This window comes from Pedobacter sp. MC2016-24 (genome assembly GCF_015223055.1).
GTDB lineage: Bacteria > Bacteroidota > Bacteroidia > Sphingobacteriales > Sphingobacteriaceae > Pedobacter.
This window is the reverse complement of the sequence record NZ_JADFBX010000002.1, coordinates 452,606-470,144: the sequence shown is the minus strand read 5'-3', so window position 1 is coordinate 470,144 and position 17,539 is coordinate 452,606. Positions and strand designations below refer to the sequence as shown.

General features: G+C 41.1%; 12 protein-coding genes. 5 read left to right on the top strand and 7 right to left on the bottom strand.

The genetic code is table 11. The features are described 5' to 3' along the window. Position 1: 1 nt before the first annotated feature. From IM797_RS07605 to IM797_RS07580, 6 genes are all read right to left on the bottom strand, one after another. Positions 2 to 691 (bottom strand): GDSL-type esterase/lipase family protein, encoded by a 690-nt coding sequence (locus tag IM797_RS07605; protein ID WP_194126509.1) that lies wholly within the window; start codon positions 689 to 691, stop codon positions 2 to 4. 143 nt (positions 692 to 834) lie between these two features. After that, on the bottom strand, positions 835 to 2,247 hold the full coding sequence (locus tag IM797_RS07600) for a calcineurin-like phosphoesterase family protein (RefSeq protein WP_194126508.1): 1,413 nt from the start codon (positions 2,245 to 2,247) through the stop codon (positions 835 to 837). 1 nt (position 2,248) lies between these two features. Beyond that, complete coding sequence (locus tag IM797_RS07595; RefSeq protein ID WP_194126507.1) at positions 2,249 to 3,799, bottom strand: DUF5689 domain-containing protein; 1,551 nt, start codon at positions 3,797 to 3,799, stop codon at positions 2,249 to 2,251. Between the two features lie 21 nt (positions 3,800 to 3,820). Continuing rightward, a complete protein-coding gene (locus IM797_RS07590) occupies positions 3,821 to 5,386 on the bottom strand; it encodes a SusD/RagB family nutrient-binding outer membrane lipoprotein (protein ID WP_194126506.1) in 1,566 nt (521 codons plus the stop codon). Positions 5,387 to 5,397: 11 nt separating this feature from the next. Further along, a complete protein-coding gene (locus tag IM797_RS07585; RefSeq protein ID WP_194126505.1) occupies positions 5,398 to 8,715 on the bottom strand; it encodes a SusC/RagA family TonB-linked outer membrane protein in 3,318 nt (1,105 codons plus the stop codon). 67 nt (positions 8,716 to 8,782) lie between these two features. Beyond that, positions 8,783 to 10,393 (bottom strand): glycerol-3-phosphate dehydrogenase/oxidase, encoded by a 1,611-nt coding sequence (locus IM797_RS07580; protein WP_194126504.1) that lies wholly within the window; start codon positions 10,391 to 10,393, stop codon positions 8,783 to 8,785. A gap of 129 nt (positions 10,394 to 10,522) precedes the next feature. Between IM797_RS07580 and IM797_RS07575 the strand changes: the two genes are divergently transcribed. Genes IM797_RS07575 through xrtN form a run of 5 tightly spaced genes read left to right on the top strand, consistent with a single transcriptional unit; the run spans position 10,523 to position 16,560 of the window. Continuing rightward, the gene (locus IM797_RS07575; RefSeq protein ID WP_194126503.1) at positions 10,523 to 11,143 is read left to right on the top strand and encodes a hypothetical protein; all 621 of its coding nucleotides are present in this window, start codon (positions 10,523 to 10,525) and stop codon (positions 11,141 to 11,143) included. Continuing rightward, positions 11,140 to 11,442, top strand: a complete 303-nt coding sequence (locus IM797_RS07570) for a transcriptional regulator (RefSeq protein ID WP_194126502.1) — start codon at positions 11,140 to 11,142, stop codon at positions 11,440 to 11,442. The genes IM797_RS07575 and IM797_RS07570 overlap by 4 nt, the downstream gene beginning before the upstream one ends. 51 nt (positions 11,443 to 11,493) lie before the next feature. Next, complete coding sequence (gene creD, locus IM797_RS07565) at positions 11,494 to 12,831, top strand: cell envelope integrity protein CreD (protein ID WP_194126501.1); 1,338 nt, start codon at positions 11,494 to 11,496, stop codon at positions 12,829 to 12,831. A gap of 4 nt (positions 12,832 to 12,835) precedes the next feature. After that, positions 12,836 to 15,361, top strand: a complete 2,526-nt coding sequence (locus tag IM797_RS07560; protein ID WP_194126500.1) for an XrtN system VIT domain-containing protein — start codon at positions 12,836 to 12,838, stop codon at positions 15,359 to 15,361. Then, positions 15,349 to 16,560, top strand: a complete 1,212-nt coding sequence (gene xrtN / locus IM797_RS07555) for an exosortase N (RefSeq protein WP_194126499.1) — start codon at positions 15,349 to 15,351, stop codon at positions 16,558 to 16,560. Before IM797_RS07560 ends, xrtN begins: the two co-directional genes overlap by 13 nt. 7 nt (positions 16,561 to 16,567) lie before the next feature. Here xrtN and IM797_RS07550 read toward each other — a convergent pair whose 3' ends face one another. Continuing rightward, on the bottom strand, positions 16,568 to 17,539 hold the full coding sequence (locus tag IM797_RS07550; RefSeq protein WP_194126498.1) for a polyprenyl synthetase family protein: 972 nt from the start codon (positions 17,537 to 17,539) through the stop codon (positions 16,568 to 16,570).

Sequence of the window (17,539 nt, the reverse complement as noted above, 5' to 3'; positions counted from 1 at the left end):
CTTATTTCAAATATCCCCCTGTTTTCAAGACTTCAGCCCAGATTTGATAACCTTCTGTTTTCAGGTGTAAACCGTCAGCCGTAATTTCAGGTTTTAAATGCTGATCTGAATCTGTGAAATGGGGATATAAATCAATTATTGTTACTTTTTTACTGGCCAACTTTCTGATCTGCTCATTTAACCATAAAATGTGCTGGTCTTTATTGTAATGGTTTTTAAATTTATTAAATGAGGCATTTACCGGAAGCAAGGTATAAAAATAGATTTTTGTTTTTTTAGACCCATATTGGATGCGTTGTATTATTTTCTTGTAGTTGCCCAGGATTACGCTATCGGGTATATCTTTTGAAATGTCATTGATACCAATTAATACAAACACTTTTGCTGGTTTGCCAATGATCACCTGATCCAAACGTTCCAATACTCCAAAAGTAATGTCGCCAGAAATCCCCCTGTTTTTTGCATTGGGCAGATTGAGTAACTTCCCCCAATCAGTCCCAGCTGTAATGCTGTTCCCTAAAAAAACAAAATCTTTTTTGGTGATGCCCTCAGCTTGAAAAGCCTCTATTTTTTTAAGGTAGGAACCCGGACGATATGTACTATCCCAGCTCGATTGCTGGGCGTTGGAGGATAAATTTAAAGCCAGCATGAGCGCCAGGCTAAGCATAATTTTGTAAATGGCTTGTTTCATTTTAATGATTTGGGGTTAAATAAGAAACGGATAAGATGATCTTAACCAATAGTCAAAGACAACCTTATCCGTTATTTTTTTAAATATATCAATCACATTAGCTATTCACCAAATTTTCTTTTTGGTGGCCCAGTTATAGTTAGCTAGGAGGCGATAGTAGCGGTGTATTGGACACCAAAGCGATCTGTTGCAATCACTTTAACTTTCTTTACCGAAGAATCAAAATGAGCCATAAACAGATGGTCCATTTGCCTGGGTTCAACAAAAGACCTGCTTGCCGGAAGTTTATCCCCTTTATACAATTCTACTGCCTGCGGATCATAGCCTTTCTGCTGCTCCATTGCACCTTTAGATTGATCGTCAAGAAAATATTCTACTTTCCATTCCGGATCCCAATTCCAGACATTGGCCAGGAGCCGCTTCTGATTGTTTAATGTATCCAGGTATAGGCTCATCTGTTTTGACTTATCAAAACCAGTAGATTTATAATACCATTTCAACTGGTTACCGTTTACCTCATACACACCATAACCGCGTGGTGTACCATCTTCACAGATTGGGCCTGTCCACCAGGCGCCGCAAACTGTCCCGTGATTGTGTTCATAAATACCATTAGCAAGGTTATTTTCGTTAAAATGTGTATGGCCAGACATAATGTGTACATTGTTGAAGCCAGCTAAAATCGCGTATAGATCTGCATTATTTTTAACCGAGTTGTGTACAGGGATATGCAGACATAAGATAATCAATTGATCTTTGTCAACATATTTCAGATCCTTCGCCAGCCAATCCAGTTGGTTTTGGACGATGAAACCGTCGTAATCTCGTTCACTACCTAAATAGCGCACATCGTCCAAAACCACGTAATGTGCTTTCCCCCTGTTGAAAGAATAATAGGTTGGCCCAAATACTTCTTTAAATGTTTTATCTGAGGTTTCATCCCCACCCTGTCTGTAATCCATGTCGTGATTACCCAGTGCCTGGAAAAACGGAATACCGATCTGCGCCACGGCATTGTTGTAATCCGGGAATAAGGCATGGTTATCCCATACAATATCGCCTACACAGATTCCATGAACCAGTGCATCTTTACCCATGGATTTGATGACTTCCTGCACATCAGGGACCGAAGTATCCATCATCTGTTGTACGTCTTTCTTATTTTTAACCTGCGGATCAGCCCAGATGATGAAATTGTGCTGATCATCGCTTCTTTTAAGGGCTTGCAGTTTAAAGTCATACTCGTTACGGCTGCCAAGGGTTTCGTATTGCCTGACTACACTGTAATCGGTTTTAAATTCATAGCCAGCAGGCGTACTCATGAATATGTTTGTTGCCTTAACATCTGGTGTGATGCTGTAATTCCCTTTTTCATCGGTTAAAACTACGTTATAGCCATCAGAAATGACTACGTTTTTAATTCCTTTAGCTCCATCTGTAACTTTTCCCCTTATGGCTTCACCATGTTTGAGTTTAGTAAACGCATCCGATTGGAGCGCTATAAATGCACTCCCTGTTATCAGGCCAAGGCCTTGTATAAATGATCTTCTGTTCATGTTAATTGGTCAATTTAGTAACGTCACTACCGTTTTGTATCTCAGAAATTGCTGTCGTAGCAGTCATCAAATACACCGAAATCCCTCTATTTGTCTCCCATTTCCTTTCAGCCGCATTAAACACACCTCCAAGTTTCATAAAAACCCCCTGATCTGCCGGGTCTACATGTTTAATTACATAATTATTTGTTCCCTGATAAAAGAAAGGTTGAGGAATTGAGGTAGTTGGATCTACCGTTTTATAACGATCATTATCTGCAACCCTGTATCCAAGTTTCGCATTTTCATTTACTATAGTTGTTTTTCCGGTACCTCCGTAAAAAACCACATCAATCGGAGTAGTTGCTTCCATAACTGTAGTACCAGCAAATAAAGCGATTCCACCAGCATTACCACTGTTTGGCAATAGACCTCCGCTTTTATCACCAATTCCGTCCCCAGGATCGTTCCCATAAGTAATGAACCTAATCCATTTTGCCGAGCTGATGTCTGTAGAACCAGGTCCGTTGATTCTTCTATTGCTTCCTCCAACGTAGAAAAACTCTCCTTTTCTTACAATACCAGTTCTCAGGTTAAACTTATAGGTTCTTCCACCTCCGGTTGCCCATCCTGCACCTGGTGCAGCGCCAGCATTAGGAGCGTTAGTCCCGGCATTGGTACACACGACAACAGAAAAAGGTGTTTTAGAAAAATCAACATCTGTAGTTGCCATAAGCTGAACATATTCAGCATTAGCATCACTGCCTTTCACATCGTTCGCAAAACCGGTAATGATCACCCTTCCTCTTGCTGTTTCCGGATCTTGTTCTCCCGGATCACTTACATCCTTGATATCGGCGAAGGTTCTTGGCCAAAGCTGAATCACCTCTGCACCTACTGCACCAACGCGAAATGGAATTCCGGTTACATCTGCACTTAAGGGCAATAACTCCGCTGCATAATTTGCTTTAGCTTCTGTATGCAACGTGAATCTATTTGTTCCATTTACAAGAATCTTATCACCCTGATAGGTTTCTCCAACAGCAGGTTTAGGAGAAAAGGAGCCTCCACCAACGATAATCAGTGTACTTTCATACGCATCTGGTGATGCCAGCAATGCCGTTGAAGACACAGATTGCACCTGTTGGGGTTTGTTTGACGCTACCTTACTGATGGATTGAGCAGATAAACCAACAATTTGCAGAGAACCATTTACTTTTGTCAAGGTACCTCCGGTAACATCAACAACTAATGAATCTCCAGGCAGATAATTAGATGCATCTGCTCCAACCACAAGGTTAATACCTCTTAAAAAATTTCTTCTAAAATTTTGCAGCACAACAACTCCTGCCGGTGCATTCCCTGATGATGCATCCGAAATAACGATACCTACGATTTGATCGGCACCGGATAAATTCTCAGTAGTTAGAGGTATATCAGACCCCTTATATAGGGCCCTCAAATCAGATACTGCAATAATGGGACTTAATGTTCCATTAATATAGTCTGGCTTTTTACAAGCTGATAAGCAGGCGACTATAACAATCAAAAGGTATAAATATATATTTTTCATCTTTTTGGATTTATTTTTTAATTACGGTTTCTGCCACCAAACTTGTGTATAAATTTCATCAGCACCCTGAATAGCTATTACATTTTTATAATTGGTTGGATTAGTAGACTGGCTGATAACAGGATAAGCCATTCTTGCAGGCATCACCTTATTATTTAACAGGCCAGCCCCTTTTGGGAGAATTGGATGGCCGGTTCTACGATTCTCAAACCATTGTTGCATGTCTACCAGAAACAATCCATAATATTTCTGTAAATGTATTCTTTCCATCTTGCTGTCCCCTGTTGCAGCATCTAGCGCCAAACTTGCATTCCATCTTACATTGGGATTAGTAACATAAGTTAAAAATGTATTGTCGCTTATGCCTGCCGGAGCCCAGCTTGGAAGCCAGTAATTAATGCCATAATATATACCTTTATTATAATAGGTCTCTGCCGAACCGCTGATCCATCCTTTGGCTGCTGCTTCTGCCAGTATAAAATTCACTTCTGCGCAATTCATGATGATGCCAGTATAAGGATCAGTTTGTAAGCTATACCCTGTACCTGCAGGATCAGAATAAAAATACGATTGACGGACAAAGGATTGATCTTGCGGATATCCGCTTGGAACGCCTTCATAGTCACCGATTGTTCCTCTTGCTATTCCCCACCTTGGCACATTGCCCTTTCCAAGTACAGGATTAATTAACGGGTAATTCCAGCCCACTATATTGTCAATAAAGAAACTGGTAATTGAAGGTGTTCTGAAATCAACTGGTCTTACGTTTACCATAAAGGGCGAAGAATATACTGAAGTGCTACTATTTGTGCCGTTCCACAATATTTTAGCGGTATCATCATTAGTCGCCATAATTGGATACTGACCAGGGTTAGTATCTATCATTTCCCTGATCTTTGATGTTACCTGTGCAGCCGTTTCAGATTTACCGGAAACACGAAGTAACAACCTTAGATAAAGCGAGTTTCCAAACTTTCTCCATTTGGCTATATCTCCTTTAAATATAGGGTCGCCGGTTGCGGTAATCGTCGTACCTATACTTAAAGAAGTATTTGCTTCCTCTAGTTTTGCAAACATATCCAGGTAAATGTCCTTTTGCCTGTCGTAAGCCGGCTCAATTATGCCATCCTTACCAAGATTAGCTTCAAAATATGGTATGTCGCCATAGGTGTCAGTAAGCAGCGAATAAGTCCATACTTGTGAAATTAGTGCAATACCCTGATAAGATTTGTTCAAACTTTCAGGACTACTGGCTATCTTATACATATCCTTAAAATTGGTAATTTGAGGATACCAGTTGTTCCATAAATAATCAGAAAAAGTACGCCTATAATCATACCTGAATACTTTACCATCTGCATCACTAATATCAACGGTAACCTGCATCAGCTCATTGTTAAAATTACGGTTACGAACCATATTGGCACTCAACACATTTACAAGCGCAGGTGCCAGCAGTTGATTGGCACTAACATTCGCAACCCCAATAGGATCAGTATTCACTTTGTCAAAACCTTTTTTGCAGGAAGATAACGTGCTTACAATAAGAATTGATAAACAACTTATTTTTATAATTAATTTTTTCATATCATGGAGAATTAAAGGCCAACAACTAAACGTACACCATAGGTCCGGGTAGATGGAAGCTGGCCGGTTTCAAAACCTGTAACAATGTCAGTCCCGGACAACGTTCCAAATTCAGGATCAAATGCAGGCCATGGCGACCAGATAAACAGGTTACGGCCATATACTCCTATCGTTAATTTATTCAAACTTATCTTTCTCAGGAACGCCGTTTTAAAAGAATATGTAAAGTTCGCTTCTCTGAATTTGATAAAATCAGTGCTAAAAACACTTCCCTCTGCTTGAGACGAACCATAGATCGAGTCATAATAAGCTGGCACATCAGTTGCAATTACATCATTAGTACGGTAACTTCCATCTGCATTTTGAACAACACCATTCCCTATTATTCCACTATAACGCCCTGGAAGAGTGACTTTTAATTTACCTCCAGATGCCATTCTGGAGAAAGTAAGAGAATGGGCTACGGCTCCAACCTGCGCGTCAAAAAGCGTGCTCAGACTAAATCCTCTATAAGCAAATGTATTGCTCACACTAAACTTATATTTAGGAATGGTATTTCCAAGGTAAACTACACCAGGCGTAAATTTCGCATTTCCAGTAGTGGCATCAAAAATGATCTGTCCATCAGGAGCACGTAAAATCCCTAATCCATAAAGATCACCCATACTGCCCCCTATATTGGCCACAACTTGCCCGCCACCTAAAGCACCGGTCCGTAACACAACAGAGCTGTCTGCCAACTCTTTAATTTTATTTCGATTGGCCGAGAAGGTCAGATTTACACTCCAGTTGAATCCTTTATTAGATGCGATAGGCTTTCCATTCACCGCAATCTCAACCCCTTGATTATCCACACGTCCAACATTAACAATTTGGGTACTGTATCCTGTTGCACGATCAATCTGGCGGTTCAAAATCTGGTTTTTAGTACTTCCAGAATATGCAGCAATATCAAAACCCAACCTACTGTTAAAAAGCCTAATGTCAGCACCCACCTCATAAGTAGTTGTTTTCAGTGGTTTTAAATCTGGATTCGGCAAAACTGAAGGATTCTGCATTGCATTACCTGGGTAAATTCCATTAGAGGCTAAGGTGTAATTATAAGAAGTACGGTATGGTGTAGTACTACCACTCCCTACTTGTGATGCGGAAAATCTGAATTTTGCCAAACTAATTGCTCTTGGTAGTTTAAAATAATCTGAGGCAATAAAACTCACACTTGCAGATGGGTAAGAAAAACCTACATTATCTGTACGTGTAGGCGTGGCAAGCACGCTACTCCAGTCTGTTCTGCCAGTTAAATCCAGGTATAAATAGTTTTTATAAGAAAAAGATACAAGTGCGTAAACGCTATTGATCTTATACCTTGCTGTATCTGGCACAGATATGATCGCATTCGCTGCATTATCAAGTCTATAGTATCCAGGCATAACAAGGCCGTCTGCACGTTGTTCTCCTTTATTGTAAACGTTACTCAACATACTACCGCCGACAGATGCATTCACGTTCAAATCACGACCAATTTTTTTGTTGTATTTTAGCATAAAATCTGCGTTAACTTCATGCGAATTGATGTGCTGAACACGATAAGACCCTTGTGCAAATTTACTTCCGGCCGCATCCCATGGACGTTTTTGCTCGCGGTTATCAACATTTTGGTCTAGTGTAGCCCTTACCATTAAACTCCATTCCTTATTAAATTTGTAATTGGCCTGTACGTTTCCTGTAATTCCGTTACGGCGCTGGGTATTCAGGTATTGTTCTGAAATAGCATATGGACTTTCAGGATTACTAGTTGTAATGTTTACAAACTGTTGCAGCTCTTTACCTGGAGCCCAGTAGTCTCTGTACCAATCTACATTTACATTGGGCTGGGCAAACATAAACCAATACATTAAAGATTGGTTGCCATAACCCGTAGCTGGAAGGTTATCACTATGCCTATTGTTGTACATCGCTTTGATATTGATATCGAGCTTATTATTTACCTTGGTATTTGCAGTTAATGAAACAGAAGTTCTTTCCAAGCCTGTATTAGGAACAATCCAATCATTGTTGCCATGACTTGCAGAAAAGCGTAATGCTGTTTTTTTATATGTACCATCTAAACTCACGGAATTGGTGGTTTCATATCCGGTTCTAAAAAAGGCAGAAATCGGGTTTTCATAAGGCACCCAAGGTGTACGTTCTAAACCTACTCCTTTCCTGGCGGGATCGTACTGAAAGTAAGATTGCCCGTCAAACTTGGCTCCCCAGGCAGAACTAGTACCATTTGTACTTGCACCATCTACTGTACCTCCATAAGAGAAGTAATTTACACCAGCTAAACCTTGTCCATATTCGTATTGACTATCTGTTTGGCGGTTAACTTGTTCCCATGAAGTATTTGAGGTAAAGGTTACCCCAAGAATCTTCTTTTTTGCATTCCCAGACTTCGTTGTAATGATAATGGCACCATTAGCACCGCGCTGCCCGTAAAGGGCCGCAGCACCGGGGCCCTTTAACACAGTAACACTTTCAATATCTTCAGGGTTTAGGTCGCTGATCGCACTACCAAAATCGGCAGGTAAATTATCTCCTGACGTCCCGTAAACACCTCCCGAAGGTGCCGACGTACGCTTGGCACTGCTACTGGCTACTACCCCATCAATCACAATTAAGGCTTCGTTATCACCCGTTAGGTTATTTTCACCACGCAAGATAATTTTATTTGATCCTGCAGGTCCACCATTACGAACCAGATTTAATCCTGCAACTTTTCCAGATAAAGCATCTGTCCAGTTACTGGAGACAGCATCAGTTAATTGATTGCTATCGATTTTAGTAACTGAATAACCCAGCGAGCGTTCTTCACGTTTAATACCAAGGGCCGTAACCACTACTTCATTAAGATCAGAACTCGAACTGCTCATACTAACAATCATTCCATTAGCTGCAGAAGTCACCGTACGTTTGGTAACAGTATAACCAAGCATATTAAATGAAATTTCAGTTCCTTTAACAACTTTCAAATTAAAATTACCATTCACATCCGTTACGCCAAGAACTTTTCTTTGACTGTCTGATATGGTAACTCCTGGTAATGGCTGCCCATCCCCGGCGTCTTTAACTGTACCCTTTAAATTAATTGTTTCCTGAAAAAACAGGTTCCCTGAAACAGGTACTACACTAGCCCTAAGTAGTTGTGGCAATTGCATAAAAACCAATATCCAAGCAAAAGCCAGATATTTAAAAGGCCTCATTAATTGCATGCTTTTTGTTAAATTTCTCATAACAGCGCCATTCGAAGGATCAGACTGATCCTTTGCTCTTGCAGCATTTCGTATCATTTCGTTTATTTGAATTTACTGCAAAGATCGGCTTAGCCCGTTAAGGCTATATTAAGTGCTTATTAAGTTAGCCTATTTCTTTTACCTGTTTGATGAGCCTCGCCCAGGCCTCAGGGCTGTATAACAGATACTGCCTGGCCAGGGTGATAAATCCATTTATTTGGTCATTTATCCAGGCTTCATCTTTACCCAACGCAGTAGCCATCAGCCTGGCTACTGCCGGAGCAAGCATCAAAGCAGCCTTCGCATCTAAGAATAACAATCGCATTCTGCGGGACAATACATCTTCTATTGTCCTGGCCATTTCCTGTTGGACCATCCAAATGACTTCTGCCTGCACATATTCATAATCGGGGTGCAACAATTTATTCAATTCTGGTCGCTTTTCGATTAAAAGCAGAATCCCTGCAGCATCAGCCCCATACAAAGCTAAATTACCGGTCTGCATCACGGCTGTATACCCATGAATTCGGATATCCTGGGTAATGCATGCTTTCTTGACGAGCTTCCCAAGTTCAATCGCTTTATCCACTACATCCATAGCCATCCGTCGGTAAGTTGTCCACTTGCCCCCGGTAATGGTAATCAATCCAGAATTACTAACCATCAATTTATGGCTACGCGAAATTTCTTTAGTGCTGCTGGTATCTTTTGTTGGAGCCGCCAAAGGACGTAAACCAGCAAAAACAGCTAAAACATCCGCGCGCCCAGGTTTTTTAGTCAAGTAATGACTTGCTGTGTTCAGGATAAAATCTATTTCCTGATCCAGAGGTTTTGGTTCCATACGATGCTCGTGTAAAGGTGTGTCGGTTGTCCCAACCAATACCCGGCCATGCCATGGGACCGCAAATAGCACGCGTCCGTCCGAAGTCTTAGGAATCATCAGCGCACTGTTGCCATTTAAAAAAACCGCATCTAATACCACATGGGTACCCTGACTAGGCCTTACAATTTCCCGGCCGTCCGGTACATCCATTTTTAAAATTTCATCTACAAACACACCGGTCGCATTGATCACTACTTTAGCATTCACATGATAAGATTGGCCGCTCTCCAGATCAATGCAGGAAACACCGCTAATGTCTTTACCTATTTTCGTTAAACCTGTAACCTGAGTGTAGTTCAATACCACAGCGCCATATGCCACGGCAGTCTGCGCCAGGTTTAAAGCCAACCTTGCATCGTCAAATTGCCCATCGCTATAGCTAATTCCTCCCATTAAACCATGTGGTTTTAGACCAGGGATAGCACGCATGACTTCATTTGCAGACAAAAGTGAGGATTTGGTAAAGCCACTTTTACCTGCCAGCAAATCGTAAAACTTCAATCCAATCAAATATTTATATTTAGAAAACCACGAATACACAGGAATGATAAACTCCTGATCCTTGACCAAATGAGCTGCATTTTTAAGCAACAGGCCACGCTCGTGTAAAGCCTCATAGACGAGGCCTATATCACCCTGAGCAAGATAACGGACACCGCCATGAACCAATTTGGTACTTCTGCTGGATGTTCCTTTGGCAAAATCGCTTTGCTCCAGTAATAAGGTTTTATAGCCTCTGCTGGCTGCATCAACTGCAGTACCCAACCCGGTGGCCCCACCTCCAATAATAACAACATCCCAGCCTTGCTGTGTTGCCAACTGTTCTACAAACGCATCCCGATTAAAAACCATGATTTAAGCTGTCTTTCTTTATTACAGACAATATAAACACTTAAATCGTCAAATTTATTTTTCAATGAATTGCATAAAACCTTGCAGGAATGAATTTTATTACCTTACTTTGAAATACAAAGTACTTTTATGGAAGAGAAAGAAATTTATACCGAACTCAATTCTATCAGAAACCTGATGGAGCGGTCTGCCAAATTCATATCCTTAAGCGGATTGTCTGGCATATTGGCTGGAGTTTACGCACTCATTGGTGCCGGTTTGGGTTACTATATTGTGTATGGTCCTTATGGAGGTTTACAATACCGGAACTATTATGTTACCGAAAAAGAGATCATCTGGCAATTGTTTTTCATTGCACTGGCCGTTCTTTTCCTTTCATTGACTACAGGAATCCTGCTTACGTTAAAAAAAGCCAATAAAAAAGGGCAAAATGTATGGAATCCAAGTAGTAAAAAGTTATTGATCAACATGTCTATTCCTCTTTTTACTGGTGGATTATTCATTCTGATCTTATTGTTAAGGGGTTATTATGGAGTGATTGCCCCAGCAAGCTTATTATTTTACGGCCTTGCGCTGGTTGCCGCTAGCCATTACACTTTTGAGGATGTGAAGTGGCTAGGCTTACTTGAAATTATACTGGGGCTATTGGCTACCTTAATGCCGGGCTACGGCATCGTGTTCTGGTCGCTCGGTTTTGGCGTACTCCACATCATTTACGGTTCTATTATGCATTTTAAATACGACAGGTGAAATCAGCACTAGAACATTTCGATAAGGCTTTTGAGAACAGGATCCGATTGCAGGTCATGAGTATCCTTGTGGCCAATGAAAACTATGATTTCAATTCTTTGAAAGAGTTGCTTGGTGTAACTGATGGCAATCTGGCTTCCCACCTTAAAGCACTCGAAAAAGAAGAATACATTCACATTTACAAATCCTTTTTAGGACGAAAGCCCAATACCAGCTATGCTGCGTCAGAAAAAGGCAGGGCGGCATTCAGGAAACACCTGGAAGCCCTGGAAAATTTAATTAAACAACAAAAACCGTAATTTTTTTTACCCATCCACTTTGAATTACAAAGTACTTTTAAAAACAAGAAAATGGAAACAAATCAAGTACCTCCGCAAAAATCTTTTATCAGTCAGCTACAAGAATCAATTGGTTTCAAGTTATTACTAATTGGGATATTGACGCTACTCCTGCTCATACCCTCTTCCTGGATTCAAACCCTAATTACTGAAAGGCAATACAGGCAGGATGAGGCCACCACCGAGATCGCAGAAAAATGGTCGGGTAGCCAGGTCATCGAAAGTCCGGTCATGCAGGTATCCTATCAGAGTCCTTACGACAAAAGCAAAATTCAAACGGTTTACATCCTTCCGGAAGATTTAACCATCAATAGTCAGGTCAATCCCGAAATTCTGCACCGGGGTATTTTTGATGCCGTGGTTTACAATACCAATATCAAAATACAAGGAAAATTCAGCGAACTAGAACTTAAAAAGTCGGGCATTGACCCTGCCTTTGTGCTTTGGGATAAAGTAAAAATCGTTGCCGGTGTAAGCGATTTCAAAGGATTGGTGAATAACCCGGTGATTAAAATCGAAGGCCTTAATTATGAAGCAGAACCCGATTTCGCAGCCGAAAATATATTTAGCAATAGCCTCGCCATACAAACCAATTTAAGCAGCACGAAAAAAACAACCATCGGCTTCAATTACGATATCAATTTACGTGGAAGCGGAGCGCTCAATTTCATGCATTTAGGTAAAAACACCCAGGTTAATGTCAAAGGCAATTGGAACAATCCCAGCTTTGACGGCAACTATCTGCCAGAAAAACGCAACATCGGCAAGAACGAATTTACAAGCAGTTGGAAGATGTCAAATTTCAACAGACCTTTTCCTCAGCAATGGATTGGAAAAAACAGCAATATCAACGAGCAGAACAAAGCTAAAGCCACTTTTGGAATTAAATTTTTACTACCGGTTGATCAGTATCAAAAAACCATGCGCTCTGCGAAATATTCCATTCTCATCATTTTATTGAGCTTTATTGCCCTGTTTTTTATCGAGTTGCTGAACAAAGTTAAAGTGAACCTCCTGCAGTATGTGCTCATCGGAGCGGCAATGATCATTTATTACAGCCTGTTGCTCTCCTTTACAGAACAGGTTGGATTTATGCTGGCTTATGTCATTGCTTCCCTCGCGACCATTATATTGGTCAGCACTTTCATTTCTGCTTTTCTCAAAAATAAAAAAGCGGCGGTGATCTTTGCCTTGATCCTCAGCATTTTTTACTTATTCATTTACATAATCATACAACTTCAGGACCTTGCGCTGCTGTTTGGCAGTATTGGTTTGTTTATCACTGTAGCTTGCCTGATGTATTTCTCTGTAAAAATCAACTGGAATAAAAATCAACCGGTTACGGCTTAACATCATGAAAAAGTTCCGCTCCATTCTACTCGAAGATTCATTCCGCTTAAGCGGAATGATCTTCATCCTCCTATCCCTTGCCATATTCAGCATAGGCGCCTTTCTAATTCCAAATAGTGAAACAGAGCTAACCTCCTTTTTCATTTGTTATTGTATTACTACCGTTTTCACCTTTGCGGTACTGTTACGGGCGCTCGGCCAATATGGCTGGAAAATCAGCAGGGCAAAGCTTGATCACACGGTGATTCTACTGATTTTTTGGCTGATCAGTGCATTTGCATTTAATAAGGAAATGTCTGTATTTGACAATTCGGCCTCATGGGTAAGTACCTATATTTGCTTAGCCGCGGCAACAGTATTACTGGCTCTATTCCAAAAAGAGCTAAGCATACGCGTAAAGTATGTGTTGTCCTTTTTCATGGGCACTGCTTTAGTCCTGTTTGGCTATTACGCGATGTATTTACTTCCTTTATATATTATTGGTGCCTTAGCAGCCATATTTCTGGGCCTTTCTGTACATGTATTTATTCCCTTTTTCTTATGTATAGTCATCCTGGTTTATGCTTACCGCTTCCATCGCATTACCCCAGGTCTGAAATACGCCTTTGGAGCGGGTATAGTACTTCCTTTGTTTATCTTGTGTGGATTTCTGCTGCAGTGGATCAATATACAAGGTAAAGTAGTCACCGTACAAGAGCAAAACACATCTGGAAATAACATCCTGCCAGATTGGGCAAACATCGCTCAAGCGTTGCCCCATACCAGTATAACTGAAAAGTTCTTAAAGGCGGGATTGGTTTATACCATACCGGACAAATCCAGCAATTGGTTTTGGGGCGACTTTGGTAGGAACTCTTTTGGCGAAGCGCGCAAACATGATCCCATGGTCATGATTGCTTCTCTACTGGTAGGAAAGATAGACTTATCTGACGAAAATCGCATTCAGATCCTCAAAACAGTATTTGATTCCAGACATCTGGCCGAAGAAAGGTTATGGTCTGGTGACGATCTGATCACCTCCAGGGTAATTACTGAAGCTAAGCTCTATCCTGAATACAGAATGGCTTACACAGAAAAAACCCTGAGCATTAAGAATACCAATCGCAATACCTGGCGGGGAAGCCAGGAAGCCATTTATACGTTCCAATTGCCAGAAGGTTCCGTAGTCAGTTCCCTCTCGTTATGGATCAATGGGGTTGAAGAGCATGCTCGTTTAACCACCAAAGGAAAAGCCGATTCGGCCTACCATCAGATTGTCGGTGTAGAAAACCGGGACCCTTCTGTGGTTCATTGGCAGGAGGGCAACCAGGTTACCGTTCGCGTGTTTCCTTGTGCAATCGAAGAAGATCGAAAATTCAAAATTGGCATCACCAGTCCGATGCTTTTAGAAAACGGCCGCTTAATTTATCAGAATTCCAGTTTCAAAGGACCAAGCCCCAATCGTGCCGATGAAAAGGTCAGACTCAGCTTTTCGTCTGTTCCGAAATCTATCGACACCGACCTTTCGGGAATTGGTCTAACCTATACAGATAACCGGACTTACCAAAACGACTGGCAGCTTTCTATGAATTCAGTCCCTCTGGCAAAAGCTGGCTTTTCATTTGCCGGTAAAAGCTATAAAATCAAAGAATCGGCCGATATTAATACATTTTTCAAACCAGATTACATTTATCTGGACATCAACAATACCTGGACTAAAGCCGAATTAACCAATTTATGGGCGAATATCAAATCACATCGTGTCTATGCTTTTGACCAGCAATTACTGGAATTGAATGAGAAGAACATCTGGAGTACTTTTGATAAACTAAGCCAATTGAACTTCAGTCTATTTCCTTTATATACCATTCCTGATGTAGAAAAAAGCGTGGTAATTACCAAATGCAACAGCCAGAGCCCAAATTTGAGCGATCTGGACCAAAGTAAGTTTTATACATCCAGCAAAAGTTTCCTGTCCAAAGCAATACCGATCCATGTATATAATATCGGGCAAAACCTAAATCCTTATTTACAAACCTTAAAACAGTTCAACCTCCTTCGTTATACTACCGGAACGATTGCTCAGTTCAACCAACAGGTTCAGCAAAACCGCTTCCCTGAGCAACAGGAGCTTGATAATGCGATCAGCATTAAAAGTTCAAGGCTAATGATCCAGGAAAGTGCAGATACCACCAGTGATCAGGCACCCGACCATTTACTCCGGTTATTTGCTTACCACAAAATACTGAGAAACATCAGTGCGACTTACTTCCAAAAAGATTACACCAATCCCGACCTACTCAAAAATGCCGATCAGGCTTTTATCGTCTCACCGGTATCCAGCCTCATCGTATTAGAGACAAAAAAAGATTATGAGCGTTTCGATATCGACGAGAGTAAGAACAGTTTAAAAAATGCCAGCATACAATCTTCCGGAGCGGCTCCGGAACCCCATGAATGGGTATTGATCATACTTTGTACAAGCATCATGATTTATGTTTATTGCCAATCTGTCCATTTCAAAAAGCTACGTAGCAAATGGGCAGTTTGATAATCTACCTTGGTTTGGCCATACTCCCTTTTTCATTTCAGATACAGAAGGGGGTATATGCTAAACGTTACCTCATTCCTGCCCTGTTTTTCATCGCATTTGGTCTGATGATGCCTGTACGTTCTGTGATCTATTTCGCTGTTCTATTTACCGCATTGTTGCTATTCGAAAACTTTAAAGGAAAAATAAATATCAATACCCTCTTTGTACTGATCATCATTTCTCCCCTCTTTAAGTTCTTTAGTGACACGCTCGGCTTTCCGCTCAGGCTGTGGTTAAGCAAGCTCGTTGCGCAAACCATGGCCTTTGCCGGAATGCAATGCCGGTCGGCAGGTAACATCATTTATATCGACCAGTATGAGTTTTACATCGATCAGGCCTGTGCAGGATTAAACATGCTCCATGTTTCCTTACTATTGGGGATTTTCATCATCAGCATGCAGCAAAAAAAGGAAAACAAACAAATCGGTTTCTTTCCAACAACCTTTTTCCTGTTGATTGTCCTGATTCTGAATATCTGCTCCAATTATTCCAGAATCCTGTTGATCGTTATTTTCAAAATTATGCCAGGGACGACCCTACACGAGTTTGCAGGGATATGGAGCATGTTGGCATATGTTATCCTGCCGCTCTTTTATTTGAGTAAGAAAATGATTCAATGTTTTGGCAGGCCTCGGGTTGAAATCCTCATTTCAGAACCGGCAACACGCTACTCTTTTAAAAATCTATCATTACTGCTTATACTTGTCGGTATGCTGGTCATATTGATTACGAAACCAAGGAAAACAACATTCTATGAAAATCCCAAATTAAATACCCTTCAGCTCAGCGGATATCAGAAAAACATCATGGCTAACGATGTCATCAAATTTGAAAACCCAGAGGCCATCATATATTACAAACCCACACCTTGTTACGCACCTGAGCACAATCCTATGATTTGCTGGACAGGTAGCGGATATGAATTCAAGTTCATAGAGAAAAGAATGGTAAAGGGCATAGAAATCTATACCGGAACGCTTGAAAAAGGCAAAGACAAGCTTTATGCTGCCTGGTGGTTTGACAATGGCAAACTCAAAACCATTAATCCTTTAAGCTGGCGCTGGACCGCAGCAAAAGGAGGCTCTCCTTTTTACCTCGTCAATGTAAATACAGCGATCAAAAAGGACTTGGAAAAAATCATATCTCGGATGCTTTGAGCACCAATTATTTTTTGCGCTCCGTGGTGTACCGAACCAATTGCTCCAAGCCTGTACGCGCTTCTCCCGGTTCAAAGCTATGCAAAATGGCAAATGCTTCATCCTGGTACTGGATCATTTTTTCATTGGCATAATGCACACCTTGTTTTGCATTTACAAAATCGATGATCTCCTGTATTTTTTCAGGTTCATCCTGGTGGTTTTTGACCAGGTTGATGATGCGTTTTTTCTCCGCCTTGTCTGCACGGTTCAATGCATAAATCAATGGCAAAGTCACTTTCTTTTCCTTGATGTCAATTCCAAGCGGCTTACCCACGTCATCTGTTCCAAAATCAAAGGTATCATCTTTGATCTGGAAGGCAATCCCTACCTTCTCACCAAACAAGCGCATCTTTTCTACGGTCTCTTCATCAGCTCCGGCAGAAGCGGCACCACAAGCACAGCAAGAAGCAATCAGGGAAGCTGTTTTCTGTCTAATGACATCAAAATACAATTCTTCACTGATGTCCATACGCCGCACTTTTTCGATTTGAAGCAACTCACCTTCGCTCATCTGTTTTACCGCCTCAGAAACGATCTGTAACAAACGAAACTCAGAATTGTGTACCGATAACAATAATCCTTTAGCCAGCAAGTAATCACCAACCAATACGGCTATTTTATTCTTCCAAAGCGCATTGATGGAAAAAAAACCCCGCCGCTCATAAGCATTGTCCACCACATCGTCGTGTACCAGTGTAGCGGTATGCAACAGTTCCACCAGGGTGGCACCGCGATGCGTAGATTCGACAATTCCTCCACAAAGCTTGGCTGCAAAAAAAACAAATATCGGACGGATCTGCTTACCTTTTCCTTTTACGATATAGTGTGTAATGCGGTCTAATATTTTAGCATCGCTGCGCATGGCAGCTTTAAATTTCTTTTCGAAGATTTCGATATCGGCGGCTATCGGTAGTTTGATTTGATTTATCCCTGGCAT

What these genes read in the sequence shown, in the direction of transcription:
- IM797_RS07550 (WP_194126498.1), bottom strand. Translation starts at nt 17,539, where the DNA reads ATGCCAGGGATAAATCAAATCAAACTACCGATAGCCGCCGATATCGAA.
- IM797_RS07575 (WP_194126503.1), top strand. Translation starts at nt 10,523, where the DNA reads ATGGAAGAGAAAGAAATTTATACCGAACTCAATTCTATCAGAAACCTG.
- IM797_RS07605 (WP_194126509.1), bottom strand. Translation starts at nt 691, where the DNA reads ATGAAACAAGCCATTTACAAAATTATGCTTAGCCTGGCGCTCATGCTG.
- IM797_RS07600 (WP_194126508.1), bottom strand. Translation starts at nt 2,247, where the DNA reads ATGAACAGAAGATCATTTATACAAGGCCTTGGCCTGATAACAGGGAGT.
- IM797_RS07580 (WP_194126504.1), bottom strand. Translation starts at nt 10,393, where the DNA reads ATGGTTTTTAATCGGGATGCGTTTGTAGAACAGTTGGCAACACAGCAA.
- IM797_RS07560 (WP_194126500.1), top strand. Translation starts at nt 12,836, where the DNA reads ATGAAAAAGTTCCGCTCCATTCTACTCGAAGATTCATTCCGCTTAAGC.
- IM797_RS07595 (WP_194126507.1), bottom strand. Translation starts at nt 3,799, where the DNA reads ATGAAAAATATATATTTATACCTTTTGATTGTTATAGTCGCCTGCTTA.
- creD (WP_194126501.1), top strand. Translation starts at nt 11,494, where the DNA reads ATGGAAACAAATCAAGTACCTCCGCAAAAATCTTTTATCAGTCAGCTA.
- IM797_RS07585 (WP_194126505.1), bottom strand. Translation starts at nt 8,715, where the DNA reads ATGATACGAAATGCTGCAAGAGCAAAGGATCAGTCTGATCCTTCGAAT.
- IM797_RS07590 (WP_194126506.1), bottom strand. Translation starts at nt 5,386, where the DNA reads ATGAAAAAATTAATTATAAAAATAAGTTGTTTATCAATTCTTATTGTA.
- xrtN (WP_194126499.1), top strand. Translation starts at nt 15,349, where the DNA reads ATGGGCAGTTTGATAATCTACCTTGGTTTGGCCATACTCCCTTTTTCA.